The sequence below is a fragment of the Maribacter sp. UH1 genome (assembly GCF_056839145.1).
Genome location: NZ_CM166387.1, coordinates 1,571,635 through 1,584,710 on the forward strand (window position 1 = coordinate 1,571,635; position 13,076 = coordinate 1,584,710).

At 34.6% G+C, this 13,076-nt stretch carries 15 protein-coding genes; 6 read left to right on the top strand and 9 right to left on the bottom strand.

Features of this window, described 5'->3' with window-relative positions:
- Positions 1-2: 2 nt before the first annotated feature.
- The 3 genes from UH1x_RS06825 to UH1x_RS06835 are packed head-to-tail and all read right to left on the bottom strand — an operon-like array spanning position 3 to position 3,709.
- Positions 3-1,355 (bottom strand): HlyD family secretion protein, encoded by a 1,353-nt coding sequence (locus UH1x_RS06825; protein ID WP_482625891.1) that lies wholly within the window; start codon positions 1,353-1,355, stop codon positions 3-5.
- Positions 1,348-3,030: a peptidase domain-containing ABC transporter gene (locus tag UH1x_RS06830; protein WP_482625892.1), complete on the bottom strand. Its 1,683-nt coding sequence runs from the start codon at positions 3,028-3,030 to the stop codon at positions 1,348-1,350. The genes UH1x_RS06825 and UH1x_RS06830 overlap by 8 nt, the downstream gene beginning before the upstream one ends.
- A complete protein-coding gene (locus UH1x_RS06835) occupies positions 3,023-3,709 on the bottom strand; it encodes a TetR/AcrR family transcriptional regulator (protein WP_482625893.1) in 687 nt (228 codons plus the stop codon). Before UH1x_RS06835 ends, UH1x_RS06830 begins: the two co-directional genes overlap by 8 nt.
- Positions 3,710-3,929: 220 nt before the next feature.
- Between UH1x_RS06835 and UH1x_RS06840 the strand changes: the two genes are divergently transcribed.
- From UH1x_RS06840 to UH1x_RS06850, 3 genes are read left to right on the top strand one after another with little or no spacing between them, the layout of a single operon-like run.
- Positions 3,930-4,493, top strand: a complete 564-nt coding sequence (locus UH1x_RS06840; RefSeq protein ID WP_482625894.1) for a DNA-3-methyladenine glycosylase I — start codon at positions 3,930-3,932, stop codon at positions 4,491-4,493.
- Between the two features lie 29 nt (positions 4,494-4,522).
- Positions 4,523-5,101 (top strand): hypothetical protein, encoded by a 579-nt coding sequence (locus UH1x_RS06845; protein ID WP_482625895.1) that lies wholly within the window; start codon positions 4,523-4,525, stop codon positions 5,099-5,101.
- On the top strand, positions 5,082-5,777 hold the full coding sequence (locus UH1x_RS06850) for a DUF2490 domain-containing protein (protein ID WP_482625896.1): 696 nt from the start codon (positions 5,082-5,084) through the stop codon (positions 5,775-5,777). The genes UH1x_RS06845 and UH1x_RS06850 overlap by 20 nt, the downstream gene beginning before the upstream one ends.
- On the opposite strand, the gene aat is transcribed toward UH1x_RS06850, so the two are convergent.
- Positions 5,769-6,401 (bottom strand): leucyl/phenylalanyl-tRNA--protein transferase, encoded by a 633-nt coding sequence (aat, locus tag UH1x_RS06855; protein ID WP_482625897.1) that lies wholly within the window; start codon positions 6,399-6,401, stop codon positions 5,769-5,771. The two genes, UH1x_RS06850 and aat, sit on opposite strands and share 9 nt — an antisense overlap.
- A gap of 134 nt (positions 6,402-6,535) precedes the next feature.
- On the bottom strand, positions 6,536-6,910 hold the full coding sequence (locus tag UH1x_RS06860) for a DUF3127 domain-containing protein (RefSeq protein WP_076546396.1): 375 nt from the start codon (positions 6,908-6,910) through the stop codon (positions 6,536-6,538).
- A 126-nt stretch (positions 6,911-7,036) separates the two neighbouring features.
- On the opposite strand from UH1x_RS06860, the gene UH1x_RS06865 reads away from it, so the two are divergent.
- Together UH1x_RS06865 and UH1x_RS06870 are read left to right on the top strand one after the other, a co-directional pair.
- On the top strand, positions 7,037-8,185 hold the full coding sequence (locus UH1x_RS06865) for a sensor histidine kinase (RefSeq protein ID WP_482625898.1): 1,149 nt from the start codon (positions 7,037-7,039) through the stop codon (positions 8,183-8,185).
- A gap of 2 nt (positions 8,186-8,187) precedes the next feature.
- On the top strand, positions 8,188-8,544 hold the full coding sequence (locus UH1x_RS06870; protein WP_482625899.1) for a hypothetical protein: 357 nt from the start codon (positions 8,188-8,190) through the stop codon (positions 8,542-8,544).
- On the opposite strand, the gene UH1x_RS06875 is transcribed toward UH1x_RS06870, so the two are convergent.
- Both UH1x_RS06875 and greA read right to left on the bottom strand, forming a co-directional pair.
- Complete coding sequence (locus UH1x_RS06875) at positions 8,531-8,923, bottom strand: HIT family protein (RefSeq protein WP_482625900.1); 393 nt, start codon at positions 8,921-8,923, stop codon at positions 8,531-8,533. The genes UH1x_RS06870 and UH1x_RS06875 overlap by 14 nt on opposite strands.
- Before the next feature lie 77 nt (positions 8,924-9,000).
- Positions 9,001-9,477, bottom strand: a complete 477-nt coding sequence (gene greA, locus UH1x_RS06880) for a transcription elongation factor GreA (RefSeq protein WP_482625901.1) — start codon at positions 9,475-9,477, stop codon at positions 9,001-9,003.
- Positions 9,478-9,613: 136 nt separating this feature from the next.
- On the opposite strand from greA, the gene UH1x_RS06885 reads away from it, so the two are divergent.
- Positions 9,614-10,048 (top strand): Rieske (2Fe-2S) protein, encoded by a 435-nt coding sequence (locus UH1x_RS06885; RefSeq protein WP_482625902.1) that lies wholly within the window; start codon positions 9,614-9,616, stop codon positions 10,046-10,048.
- A gap of 3 nt (positions 10,049-10,051) precedes the next feature.
- Here UH1x_RS06885 and UH1x_RS06890 read toward each other — a convergent pair whose 3' ends face one another.
- A complete protein-coding gene (locus tag UH1x_RS06890) occupies positions 10,052-10,717 on the bottom strand; it encodes a beta/alpha barrel domain-containing protein (protein ID WP_482625903.1) in 666 nt (221 codons plus the stop codon).
- Positions 10,718-10,821: 104 nt separating this feature from the next.
- On the bottom strand, positions 10,822-12,984 hold the full coding sequence (locus tag UH1x_RS06895; protein WP_482625904.1) for a TonB-dependent receptor: 2,163 nt from the start codon (positions 12,982-12,984) through the stop codon (positions 10,822-10,824).
- Positions 12,985-13,076 lie beyond the last annotated feature (92 nt).

Below are 13,076 nucleotides of genomic sequence, written 5' to 3' on the forward strand. Positions count from 1 at the left end.
CACTATTTTTTTACAGGTTTATCTTGAGCACCTTCTGGCTGATAATAATTGGCAGGGAATCCGTTCAACTGACGCCATAGTTCATACCAAATAGGCACATCTTCTAACAATGCAATCGTATTTGCCCCAGAACCTACACGTAAGGCTTCTGGCCATGCTTGATCATCTTTATCAGGCGACAATAGTATTCGATACTTCCCATTCGGATTTATAAAAGTCTCAATAGCCACCACTTTACCAGCATAAGTTCCGTAAGATGCATTTGGCCATCCGCTAAATACAATTGCCGGCCAACCATCGAACTGAATTCTAACCGTTTCTCCCAAATGGATCAACGGTAAGTCTATAGGATTTACAAAGGTTTCTACCGCCATATCATATTCTGCCGGCATTATTCCAACCAATGGAGTACCTTCTTTAAAAGTCTCACCAATACCTGCAGTTAGCACTTTATTGATATAGCCATTTTGTGGTGCACGGATATAACGAAGCTCGCTTCGCATTTGATAATTTGTATAATCGTTCTCCAGTTTACTTACCTGAGCCTCAGAATCAAATTGATTAGACATCGCCGTAAACTTATCGCTCTGCGCTTTTGAAATCTTATCTGTATAAGAAGCCTGTACTCTATTGATTTCAACCTCAGCATTGATGATTTCATTCTTGGCCGCCAACAGTTTATTTTCTTGAGAAAGCAATTTAGCCTGGGTTTCCTGAAGCTTTAAACGTTTTGCCTCAACATCAGTTACCGCCTTTAAACCTTCGCTTTGTAACTGAGCCGTACGTTCATATTGGCGTTCTGCAATTTGTATGTTCGTCTTTGCCGCTTCAAAATCAATACTATCACTTTGTGCCTTTAATTTCGCTTGCATCAATTTATTCTTGGCTTGCTCTAATTTTAACCGCCTTTCATTGAATAACGCCGCTACCTGATTATCTAAAGATTTCACCTTATCCTCATAAGACGTAACAGAAGATGATTTTGATTTTAATTGCTGCCCAGTTCTTTCCACTAGATCCGGATCAAAATACTCAGACTTTACTTCAGATATAAAGAGTATTGTATCTCCCTTTTTTACATAGTCTCCCTCTTGTACATACCACTCTTCTATTCTACCCGGTATTTGAGATTGAATAGTTTGCGGTCTTTGACCTGGTGTTAGCGTAGTTAAAAAACCTCGGGCATTTATCGTTTGTGTCCAAGGTAAAAACAATACAATTACACCCACCACTGCAAACGCAAACAAAAATCTATTAAAGTGCTTATAATGTCTTTTATGATTTACTTTTTGAACGGATTTAAATCGCTCAATAGAAACAGATTGGTTTAGTTTTTTATGAGAAATATTAAGCATCTTTTCCTGCGATTTCGTTAATAATCTGTCCTTTGTCCATGGTAATAATTCGTGAACATTTTTTGATCCACTTATCATTCTCGCTTACTACAAGTAAAGCCCACCCGTTAGATGAATCACTTAAAAAGCTCAAAATACGGTCTGCCTCTTCACTATTAAACTGATCAAGGGGATCTTTTAGAATTAGTAATTTAGGCTTACGTACAATACTTCTTGCAAGCACAATCTTTTTAGATACCGTATACGGAATCTGTTTTCCTTCTGGGTAAAGAACCGTATTTAAACCCTCAGGTTGTTTCTTAACAAAATCCGTTAACCCAACCTTATCCAATGCCCAATACACTTGTTCATTAGTAGTTTCCTTATCACCAAAAGTGATATTATGGAGAATAGTACCCTCAAAAGGTGACTCTTCTGGTAACGATTGACCTAGATGTGAGCGGTAATAATTTAAGTTCATTCCTCTTAAAGAAACTCCGTTTACATAAACCCCACCACTATCAGGCTCAATAATACCCGCAATAATTCTTAACAAAGTATTTTTACCAGATCCACTATTTCCTCTTAAAAGAATAGTACAGTTAGGAGTTATAGTTAAACTTAAATTGGTAATTATCTGTCTTTTTTGTTGTGGTACACTATATGTAATATCACTTAATTCTACAGTAAAAGCTTGGTTCTCTAAGAATGGTTTTTCGCCTTCTTGTGTTTCTAGTTCTTTATCTACAACCTGACCCATTTTTTCCAATGAAGTCAACAAATCATAAAAGGTCTCTAAACCAAGTATTAATTTCTCAACAGAACTAATGACCAAAAGAATGATAATTTCTGCCGCAACAAATTGACCAATATTCATCTCTTGATTCAATACTAACAAACCACCAATAAGTAGAAGTCCGGCAGTTACCAGAACCTTAAAACCTATCATTTGTATAAACTGAAGTACAATTACGCGAAAGTGACTTTCTCTAGCATTCAAATACTCTACAACCAAAGTGTCATTCTTATCTAAAGCATGAGAAGTTTTACCAGATAACTTGAAACTAACTATAGAACGCGCTATCTCTTGTAACCAGTGCGCTACCTTATATTTACTCTTAGATTCGTCTAAACTGGTATCTAAACCTCGCTGTGCCGTAAACTTAAAGACAACATAAATCAATAAAAGCAAAAGCAGACCGTAAACGATAAAAAAGGGATGATAAAAAGACAAAAGCAATAAGCCGAAAACAATTTGCAATAGAGCAGCAGGAAAATCAATCAAAACTTTTGACAATGATTTTTGAATGGTCAACGTATCAAAAAAACGATTCGCCAATTCTGGCGGATAGTAATTATAAAGTTCACTCATTTTAATTTTTGGAAAACGATACGCAAATTCAAAAGAAGCACGAGTAAATATTTTTTGTTGAACATTTTCAATAATCCTTATTTGCATTAATTGAAGAATACCTACGAATGCCACACCTACGGTTACGCCTATTACCAAAACCACCCATGATGAACTTATTTGTGCACCTTGCATTAAATTGATAATAGCCTGTATACCTAAAGGCAAAGAAAGGTTAACCACACCTGCGAATATGGCATAGTAAAATACCTGAAACACATCTTTCTTGTCTAATTTTAAAAGACCTAGAAAACGTTGCCAGGCGGTTAGGATATTTTTATTCATCTATGTCTTGGTTTAGTGTATTAAATACAAGGTGGGTTAAATATTGCGTTGGTGTTACCTTATCATTACAATCTGTAAGCGTAGGAAAATGTTCCTTTAAGAAATGTTGATGTAAGCCATTTTCAAGTATTGTACTTGCTAAACTAGTTGCATATTCATAATCTGAATCTACCTCTGTAATCATTTCGCCAAGTCTACTTACAAGCCTTTTATAAATGATATAAAAACCTTCTTTATTCTCGGCATCTACCTCTTTTGTCAGGTATGATTTTGAATATTCGTTGATAACGATATTGTTTAAAAGGACTTCATTGATATGAGAAAAATCTGAATCTTCCTTGGTAGTCTTGGTCATAATAAATATGGCCTTCAACAATTTTTCTTTTGGATTTTTAATACTGTTAGTAGCAAAAACCAATTGATACTCCATCCAACCCCAATACCATGATGTTAGATATAATAAAAGCTTATGCTTATTTTCAAAATAACGGTATATAGAACTTTCGTTAGAGCCTATCTGCATACCAAGTTTTTTAAATGTAAAACTTTCAAAACCTATTTCATTAATTAACTGAATACTGAATTCAATTATTTTTTTACCAAGCCCAGAAGACTCGGGGTCTTTTAAATATAGCTTTTCATTTATCCTTATCTGTACGCCTTGCAACAGCCTATCCATATTGTTGATTATTAAGTCGATTGCAAATATAATAGTAATACTATCATATTCTAATAGTTTAACATTTAATAAAGAACTCTAAACAATTAATTAATGACTCATATCAACTCATCGGAAGGAAAATAGAATACTTTAAAATTCTAAATAACATATCTCAAAACACCCAAATACGCCTTATTTCAACTCATTTTCAATACTTTTGTTACTTAAATATTTTACAATGGAACCTAATAGGTGTGGCTGGTGCAAAGGAGATTCACTTTATGAAGCTTATCATGATCAAGAATGGGGTGTACCTGTTAAAGATGATGCGTTATTGTTCGAGTTCTTAGTTTTGGAAACCTTTCAAGCCGGTTTAAGCTGGATTACTATTTTAAAAAGGAGAGAGAACTTTAGGGTAGCTTTTGATCATTTTGATTATCGAAAAATAGCAATATATCCTGAAACAAAAATCTTATCCTTATTACAAGACGAGGGTATTATTAGGAATAAATTAAAAGTTAGAGCCACCGTTACCAATGCACAAGCTTATATACAAATTCAACAAGAGTTTGGTTCCTTTAGTGCTTACATTTGGGAATTTGTAAATAACACACCCGTGAAAAATGAAGTCATTGATTATAAAAATGCCCCAGCAAATACACCAACTTCAGATGCCATAAGTAAGGACCTTAAAAAAAGAGGTTTTAAATTTGTAGGTAGCACCATCATTTATGCTTTTATGCAAGCTACCGGTATGGTAAACGACCATCAAGTAGATTGTTTTAGATACAATCAAGTATAGGTAAACCAATTACGTGCAACATGAAAAATATGCTTTTAAAAATAACTATCGCCACTATATTATTATGTATTCAAGTAGGGCATTCTCAATATAAATATGAAAGAGAACATCGCATTCTTAAATCTCAATTCCCCGCTTTAGCCATTGCAAACATAGAGCAATATGTTACAGATTTTAAACGTATTAAATACTACAAAGAAACAGATAGCACTAAAATAAGCTATGAAGCTAAACTTAAAAAAGACAAGCTTTGGTACAGTATAGAATTTAATGAAGAAGGCACTTTAGAAGATATTGAAATACTCATTAAACCTACTGATATCCCAAATGACACTTATGCCAAAATTTTAGATTATTTGAACAATACTTTCACCAAATATAAAATAAAGAGGCTTCAACAACAATATCCTTCAAATAATAAAGTAGTAGAAGATATATTCAAAAACGCATTTCAAAACCTTATGCTACCTTCTAATAACTATGAAATAGTTGTGGTAGGCAAAAAAGAAAAGGGGTATTTAGACTATGAAATCCTGTTTGACGCAGATGGTAATTTTAAAAAAACAAGAACCTCCCTTCCTCCTAATTATGATCACGTACTGTACTAAGGTTGGGTTCAGCATAGTCCTATTTTATTTTTTAGGCACTTACCTTATTCGATCACAAAATAACACAATTGCATATTGGGAACCTGAAGTTGCTTTAAACTATAAGGTTACCCCATTGCTTAAACAGAACTTTTCATTATCCAATAGAAATTATACTTACCAAGACAACAAATCTCAACTAACCATACGACAAATAGAGATAGCACATTTTTCATCTTTAACAATAGATCCAGATAAAAGCATAGGTCTAGGTGTTCAGTATCGATTTAGAGAAGCATTTGAAAGTGACAAGGAAAATGAACTTAGGCTTACCCAACAATTTAACATCACTAAAAAAACGAATAGTGCTCGTTTTGGTAATAGATTTAGAATAGAGCAACGTATTCAGCCCTCTACACTAGTTCATCGTTTTAGGTATCGCTTTGCCATAGATATACCTTTAAAAGGTTTAAAGATGGATATTGGCGAACCCTATTTAGTCGCTACTACAGAATCTTTGTTGAGTGTAGGCAAAAGCATAAAACCTATGTATGACCAACGACTTACATCACAAATTGGTTGGTCTATATCAGAACACCTAAAAGCGCAATTGGGAGTACAGTTTAGAATGGAAAATTATACAGAAAGTACAGAACATGTTTTCCTTTTTCTAAATAGTCTGGTCATCTCAATTTAAAAACTTCATAAACTCTTTTCTTGGTATTTCTTGCGCACCCATACTTTCTAGATGATCCGTATGCAATTGGCAATCAATAACCTTATAATCTTTAGCTTTTAATTCTTCGGCAAGTTTTATGAATGCAAATTTTGATGCGTTAGAAGTTAAACTAAACATACTTTCGCCACAGAATACATCACCTAAATCTACCCCATATAACCCACCAACTAAAGAATCGTCTTCCCAAACCTCATATGATTTTGCAATACCTTTTTCATGTAATGCTATGTACGCATTTTTCATATCATCCGTAATCCAAGTACCATCTTGACCTTCACGCGGTACAGATGAACAATACTCTAACACTTCTCCAAAGCACGTATTTTTTGTTAATCGAAACTGTTCATTACGAATAACCTTACGCATGCTTTTAGAGATTTTTATTTGATCGGGATATAGAATCATTCTAGGATCGGGACTCCACCATAAAATGATAGAATCATTATCAAACCACGGGAATATTCCGCTTTGGTATGCTAATAATAATCGTTCTGGTGAGAGATCGCCGCCAACTGCCAACAAGCCTTCTACATTGGCACTATCTACTGGTGGAAAAATAAGTTCATCGGTCAAAAAATACATGACTAGCCAAGGCTTTTAAATTATCGTTCAAAATAAATAAAGGTCCTAAAACAAAAAAACTTGTTTAACTTTTTAAAGCTAAACAAGTTTACTATTATAAAGACATAACGTCTTTTACAATCTCTTTACAATTCTTAGAAAGGAAGATCATCATGATCCTCTTCATTTAAATTATCAGCAGGCTCAAAAGCTTCCATTGGTGCAACTGGTGGCATACCCGCTGCTGCTCCTTGAGATGCCCCTTCTATACGCCATCCTTGAATAGAGTTAAAGTACTTAACCTGACCTTGAGGATTTGTCCATTCTCTTCCTCTAAGGTTAATGCTTACTTTTACATCTTGACCTACATTATAGCTGTTCAATAAATCACATTTATCTTGAACAAACTCTACCATTATATGCTGTGGATACTGCTCATCTGTAGTAACAACCAATTCTCTTTTTCTAAAGCCATTAGACCCAAAAGTTTGGGTTTCTCCTATCAATTTTACTTTACCTTCTATTTCCATCTTGAACTCTTTTTACAATAGACTCCAAAAATACATAAAATGATGTTCTAATAAAACAGCGCACGTGGATTACAACACAACAATTATTCACAATTAGGGTTATCTTTAGTATTAGATAACTATTGGATGAACTTTATTCCTAAAAACAAAATTTCCAACATTTTTCTATTGATAGGCTCCTTTGTTGTGGTGAGTCTTATCTTATGGAACACCAATAGCTTTTTTAAGCAATTTAAAGAAGAAGAACGGCTTAAAATGGAAATTTGGGCTACCGCCCAATCAGAATTTTTACAATCTTCTGAAACTGTAGATTTAGGCAGCTTACATTTAAAGGTTTTTCAAAACAATACTTCTACCCCAATGATCCTTATTAACAAGGATAAATCGATCAGGGTAAATAATTTTCCACCTAACAAAGCTAAAGACTCCGCGTTTATACAAAGTCAGCTTAGGAAATTCAAAAACGAAAATATACCTATCTCCATTGATCAACAAGGAGAACATTTGGCAACTTTATACTACGGGAATTCTGATGTCTTAACCAAGTTGAAGTTTTACCCTATAGCCCTACTTCTTATTATTTTTCTTTTTGCAGCGGTTATCTATTTCTTGTTCAAGACCAACAAAGCTTCTGAACAGAATAAATTATGGGCCGGGATGGCCAAAGAAACTGCGCACCAGATTGGCACACCGCTTTCTTCTCTTTTAGGATGGAATGAATTGTTGAAATCTGAAGCGATCAACCCGAGTATAACAAAAGAAATTGAAAAGGATATTGATCGATTAGAAACCATTACCGAGCGCTTTTCTAAAATTGGTTCATTACCAAAACTTGAAAAAAGTGATATTGTAAAGGAAACACGAGATGCCTTCGATTACTTAAAGCGAAGAAGCTCTAAACTTATCCACTTTTCTTTCAGCACAAAGGTAGATTACCTACCGGTTATGTTAAACAGTTCTTTATACAATTGGACCATAGAGAATTTAGTTAAAAACGGCATTGATGCCATGAGAGGCAAAGGCAGTATTGCCATTGAGATAGTTCAAGACAACAAATATGTCAACATTTTAATAGCGGATACTGGACATGGTATTTCTAAAAGCAACTATAATAGTATCTTTACACCCGGCTTTACTTCTAAAAAAAGAGGTTGGGGCTTAGGACTTTCTTTAGTTAAGCGTATTGTGGAAGAATATCACGATGGCAAAATAAAGGTGTTATCATCTGGTAAAGAAGGTACTATAATGCAAATTTCTTTAAAAGTGTCTCACTAATTATGGCGAAGGAAAAATTAGAAGTTATTAAGGAAGCCAAACTGACGAATAACTGTCCTGAGTGTTTTAATCAAGATTTAAATTTAACTTTTTATCAAAAGCATACCTATGGTAGCTTTTTTCATAAAATTACAGGAGAACTAAGCAATAAATTAGTTTGCAATACCTGCCACTCTACTATTTACCCTGTTACTTGGACAGATGATATTGAACGCATGTTCAATTACTATCAAAAAACCGCTATACCAACCAAAAAATCATCTAAGCCAACATTACTGTTCTATAGCTTAATCTTAATTCTTATAGCATTAGTAGCCGGTGCAATCTATTTATATATTTCTGGAGCTATTCAACTTTAGAACCTATTGCTTTAGCTAAATCACTAAGTTCTTCATTACTCAATTTTACCTTATGCTGAAAAGTAGCATCTTTCATTTCATTCAAAGGAATTAAATGAACATGTACATGCGGTACTTCCAAACCAATAACAGACATACCCACACGCTTGCAATCAACTGTTTCCTCTAACGCTTTCCCTACTTTTCTAGAAAAAGACATCAGGCCCAAATAGGTTTCTTCATCTAAATCTAAAATTTTATCAACCTCTTTTTTAGGTATACACAATGTATGCCCTTTTGCATTGGGGTTAATGTCTAAAAAAGCCAAGAAGTTGTCATCTTCAGCTACTTTAAAGCACGGAATTTCACCATTGATAATCTTCGTAAAAATAGTTGGCATAGTAATTTGTATTTAATGGTAATAAAAAATCCTATCCATTTAGAAAGGATAGGATTAAATATAGTTATTTAAAAAATTTATGCTCTTGTAATTTCAAGAATTTCAAATTTTATAGCTCCGCTTGGCACTACGATCTCTGCAGTATCCCCTACCTTTTTACCAAGTAGACCTTTACCAATTGGTGAGTTCACAGAAATTTTTCCAGTTTTTAAATCCGCCTCACTTTCCGCAACCAACTTATAAGACATTTCCATGCCATTATTTTGATTTTTTAGCTTTACCGTAGAAAGTACCAAAACCTTTGAAGTATCTAATTGAGACTCGTCAATTAAACGCGCATTGGCTACCGTATTTTCCATCTTAGAAATTTTCATTTCCAAGAGTCCCTGTGCTTCTTTCGCAGCATCATATTCAGCATTTTCTGACAAATCTCCTTTATCTCTTGCTTCAGCAATTGCTTGAGACGCTTTTGGGCGCTCAACATCTCGTAAATGATTTAGTTCTGCCTTGAGCTTTTTTAACCCCTCGACAGTATAGTATGATATATTACTCATAACTTCCTCGTTTTATAAATAAACAAATCCTCTGCAATTGCCTGTTAATTCGGCTTTTTAAGCGAGGATTTAACACAAATATACATAATTTTTACGCACATTTGCTGAAGTTTTTTAAAACTAAACTTTAAGTATAATGAAGAGATTAGGCATTGTTATTCTATTGATTATTACCGCTTGTAGCAATGACGGCACAAATAGAAATCCGTTTTTACAGGAAATCGGTTTTCGTTTTGAAGCAAATTTAAACTTACCTACCTACAGTCCTCTTACAAACACCGGCAGTGTGGTTTATATTAATAGTGATCTTGCTGGTACTAGAGGAGTTTTTGTAATCAACTCTGGCTTTGATCAATTTAGGGCTTTTGAAGGTAGTTGCCCAAATCACGCCCCTAATGATTGCTCTACCATGTCTTTTAGTGGACAAGTTGCCACATGTTCATGTGAAGGTTATGAGTATAGCTTATTTACAGGTCAATTATTAAATAGACCCGATGATGAAAACCGCTATTATGACATGCTAGAATACCGCGCTACTTTTAGTGGAGGCAGCGTTATTATCTCTAACTAAATATTATTCTTCAGCACGATATTTATCCATTATCTCTTTAAATAATTCGCCTGTACTTGGTGGAGTGTATGATATTGCATTTGCCCCTGCATCAATTGCCTGTACTATTGTTTCTTCGGTCTTACCACCTGTTGCAATAATTGCTACTTTCTCATCTAAATCTCTAATCCTTTTAATGATTTCAGCTGTTTTACCTGCTCCCGATACATTGAAGATATCAACCCCTGCAGCTAATCTACCCTTGAAATCATCTTTTTCGGAAACCACAGTAATGGTTACCGGTATATCAATTTTTTCTTTAAGCATAGAAATAAGGCTATTAGGGGTAGGTTTGTTTAAAACCACCCCTAAAGCCCCTTGAAATTCTGCATGTATCGCTAATTCTAACGATCGCACTCCGGTTGTTAATCCGCCGCCGACACCGCAAAAAATAGGCTTATCGGCAGCCAAAATCAATGCATTGGAAATTACCGGTTGTGGCGTAAACGGGTATACCGCTATAATCGCATTAGCATTTGTATTTCTAATAATTGCCACATCTGTACTAAACAGAAATGACTTTATAGATTGCCCAAATACACGAATACCCGAGCATTGTGAGATTACTTCTGGCACCGTTACAATGTTATTTCTTAATCTACTACCAAAAACGGGAATATTACGCTCCATAACCCTGTATATTAGGGTTCTAATTTAGATTATTCTTCTACGCGCCGTACTTTTTAAGCAAATATTTAAGACAAATTTGTAACGGATTACCTCAGCCTCTATTTTTAAAAATTAACCGTTGCTCCCAATAAAAAGTTAGTACCCGCTTGCGGATAATAGCCTTGAACTTCAAAAGTATTACCTGGCGTAGACCAACTGTCTAAATAGGTGTAACCATTAGAAACATATTTCTCGTTTAGAATGTTATTTACCAACCCAGCAAATACAATAGACTTTAATACATTATTCATTTTTATTTCATAAGTGATATTAAAATCATTCGTAAAATAAGAATCCAATTTTGATGCTTCTGTGTCTGTATTACTTAAATATTGCTCGCCAACAAATTTTGAATACAGTGAAAGATTCAGTGCTTCACAAGGCATATAACTAATAATATTACCTGCTACCAAACCTGGAGAATATGCAATATTAGTATCTCCTAAACCTTGCAATAGTCCATCTCTATCAATAAAGAAATTTTTGTTCTTATTATCGCTGATAGCAAAATTAGGTCTTACACTAAATTTATCTCCCAATCTAATATTCGCATCAACCTCTAAACCAAATCTGTAACTATCACCAACATTTTCTCTTAATGGTGCACCAACATCATTTAATTCCCCTGTTACCACTAACTGATCTTTATAGTTCATGTAATATAGGTTGGTATTGACCTGTACATTAGTAGATACGTATCTCCACCCTAATTCAAAATCATTTAATTTTTCTGGCTTAGGGTTCCCGCTTTCGTAGTCATTTCTATTTGGTTCTCTATTAGCTACCGCATAAGACAAGTAGAAATTGTTATTAGCATTTAAATCAAAAGTTACCCCAGCTTTTGGGTTGAAAAAATTAAATGTATCATCAACCAAACCTGTTTCATCTCCATTAGCCTTGTACCCAACTGTTCTATATTGCAAATCTCCATATAACGACCACTGATCTGTTAATTGATAATTTGCTTTTGCATACAAATTAAAATCTGTTTTAGTTGAACTATCATCATAGTAGCGGTCTTTATAACTACTATTGCTAGCATATCTAGCCCAAATTACTTCGCCGAAATGGTCGCCTTCATACTTATTGAAGCCACCACCCATTATTAAGTCTAGCTTGTCTTTCTTATAGTTTGCGGAAAAAACGGTACCGTAGAAATCATTGTCCAACCAACGTCTTCTAATTAGATCGGTGGTATTTACTTCGTTACCATCAACTATTAGCGGTTCAAAACCATAGGTAGAAAAATCGTCTGCCTCTTTATATTGCTCAAAATAGCCTCTACCTCTCGTATAATGCAAAGCAATGTTGGTACTCCAAAAATCAGAAATTTGCTCATTCCATAACAGCTGCGCATGATCCTGCTTATAATTATCTACCTCATTATCATGAAATTGGGTATTACCATCTAAATCTGTGTAAATACCTGAAGGATTAAAAGTTCTATCCGTTTCCAAAGTTTGACGATCTATACCATACCAAGCTTGATACGTAATTTCATGACCACCAAACATTAATGCTTTGACCAAGGTATTATCATCTTTATACGCTGCTTGTAAAAAATAAGATTCTAAGTCTGAACGGGCTCTATCAATATATCCGTCAGATTTTATTTTAGACAATCTACCTGAAATTTCAACATGGTCATTTAAGAGTCCTGTACTGAATTTCAAGTTATTTCTTAAGGTGCTGTAACTACCAATTGAAGTTGATATTTGTCCGTATGCATCTTGCGAGAATCCGTCAGTTAACACATTTAAACTCGCTCCAAAAGCACCTGCACCGTTAGTAGATGTACCTACACCACGTTGTAATTGCAGACTCTCTGTTGATGAAGCAAAATCTGGCATGTTAACCCAAAAAGTTCCTTGAGATTCCGCATCGTTATAAGGTATACCGTTAATGGTAACGTTTACACGGGTAGCATCGCTACCTCTTACTCTAATACCTGTATAACCTACACCCGCACCTGCATCCGTAGTGGTTACAACAGATGGTAAAAAATTCATTAAAACCGGAATATCTTGACCCAAATTTCTTGGTTTGATATCCTCTTTTGTAAGATTTGAAAATGTAACCGGAGATTGCTTGGTTACCCTAATTGCCGAAACGAACACTTCGTCCAACACTACTTTTTGACCCTCTAAAGAGTCGGTTTCCTGTTCTTGGGCACAGACACCCATACTCAGCGCAAAAAACGCCGCAATTGTGAAAATAGATAGTTTCATTCGTAAAATAATTACGAATAAAAGGGGCTATTATTCTGATGTTAAAATTGATTTTTGAGCAACTAAGCTCGATTTCCAAAAGACTTCATATG

What these genes read in the sequence shown, in the direction of transcription:
- UH1x_RS06845 (WP_482625895.1), top strand. Translation starts at nt 4,523, where the DNA reads ATGCTTTTAAAAATAACTATCGCCACTATATTATTATGTATTCAAGTA.
- UH1x_RS06875 (WP_482625900.1), bottom strand. Translation starts at nt 8,923, where the DNA reads ATGCCAACTATTTTTACGAAGATTATCAATGGTGAAATTCCGTGCTTT.
- UH1x_RS06825 (WP_482625891.1), bottom strand. Translation starts at nt 1,355, where the DNA reads ATGCTTAATATTTCTCATAAAAAACTAAACCAATCTGTTTCTATTGAG.
- aat (WP_482625897.1), bottom strand. Translation starts at nt 6,401, where the DNA reads ATGTATTTTTTGACCGATGAACTTATTTTTCCACCAGTAGATAGTGCC.
- UH1x_RS06830 (WP_482625892.1), bottom strand. Translation starts at nt 3,030, where the DNA reads ATGAATAAAAATATCCTAACCGCCTGGCAACGTTTTCTAGGTCTTTTA.
- UH1x_RS06890 (WP_482625903.1), bottom strand. Translation starts at nt 10,717, where the DNA reads ATGGAGCGTAATATTCCCGTTTTTGGTAGTAGATTAAGAAATAACATT.
- greA (WP_482625901.1), bottom strand. Translation starts at nt 9,477, where the DNA reads ATGAGTAATATATCATACTATACTGTCGAGGGGTTAAAAAAGCTCAAG.
- UH1x_RS06895 (WP_482625904.1), bottom strand. Translation starts at nt 12,984, where the DNA reads ATGAAACTATCTATTTTCACAATTGCGGCGTTTTTTGCGCTGAGTATG.
- UH1x_RS06840 (WP_482625894.1), top strand. Translation starts at nt 3,930, where the DNA reads ATGGAACCTAATAGGTGTGGCTGGTGCAAAGGAGATTCACTTTATGAA.
- UH1x_RS06885 (WP_482625902.1), top strand. Translation starts at nt 9,614, where the DNA reads ATGAAGAGATTAGGCATTGTTATTCTATTGATTATTACCGCTTGTAGC.
- UH1x_RS06865 (WP_482625898.1), top strand. Translation starts at nt 7,037, where the DNA reads ATGAACTTTATTCCTAAAAACAAAATTTCCAACATTTTTCTATTGATA.
- UH1x_RS06870 (WP_482625899.1), top strand. Translation starts at nt 8,188, where the DNA reads ATGGCGAAGGAAAAATTAGAAGTTATTAAGGAAGCCAAACTGACGAAT.
- UH1x_RS06860 (WP_076546396.1), bottom strand. Translation starts at nt 6,910, where the DNA reads ATGGAAATAGAAGGTAAAGTAAAATTGATAGGAGAAACCCAAACTTTT.
- UH1x_RS06850 (WP_482625896.1), top strand. Translation starts at nt 5,082, where the DNA reads ATGATCACGTACTGTACTAAGGTTGGGTTCAGCATAGTCCTATTTTAT.
- UH1x_RS06835 (WP_482625893.1), bottom strand. Translation starts at nt 3,709, where the DNA reads ATGGATAGGCTGTTGCAAGGCGTACAGATAAGGATAAATGAAAAGCTA.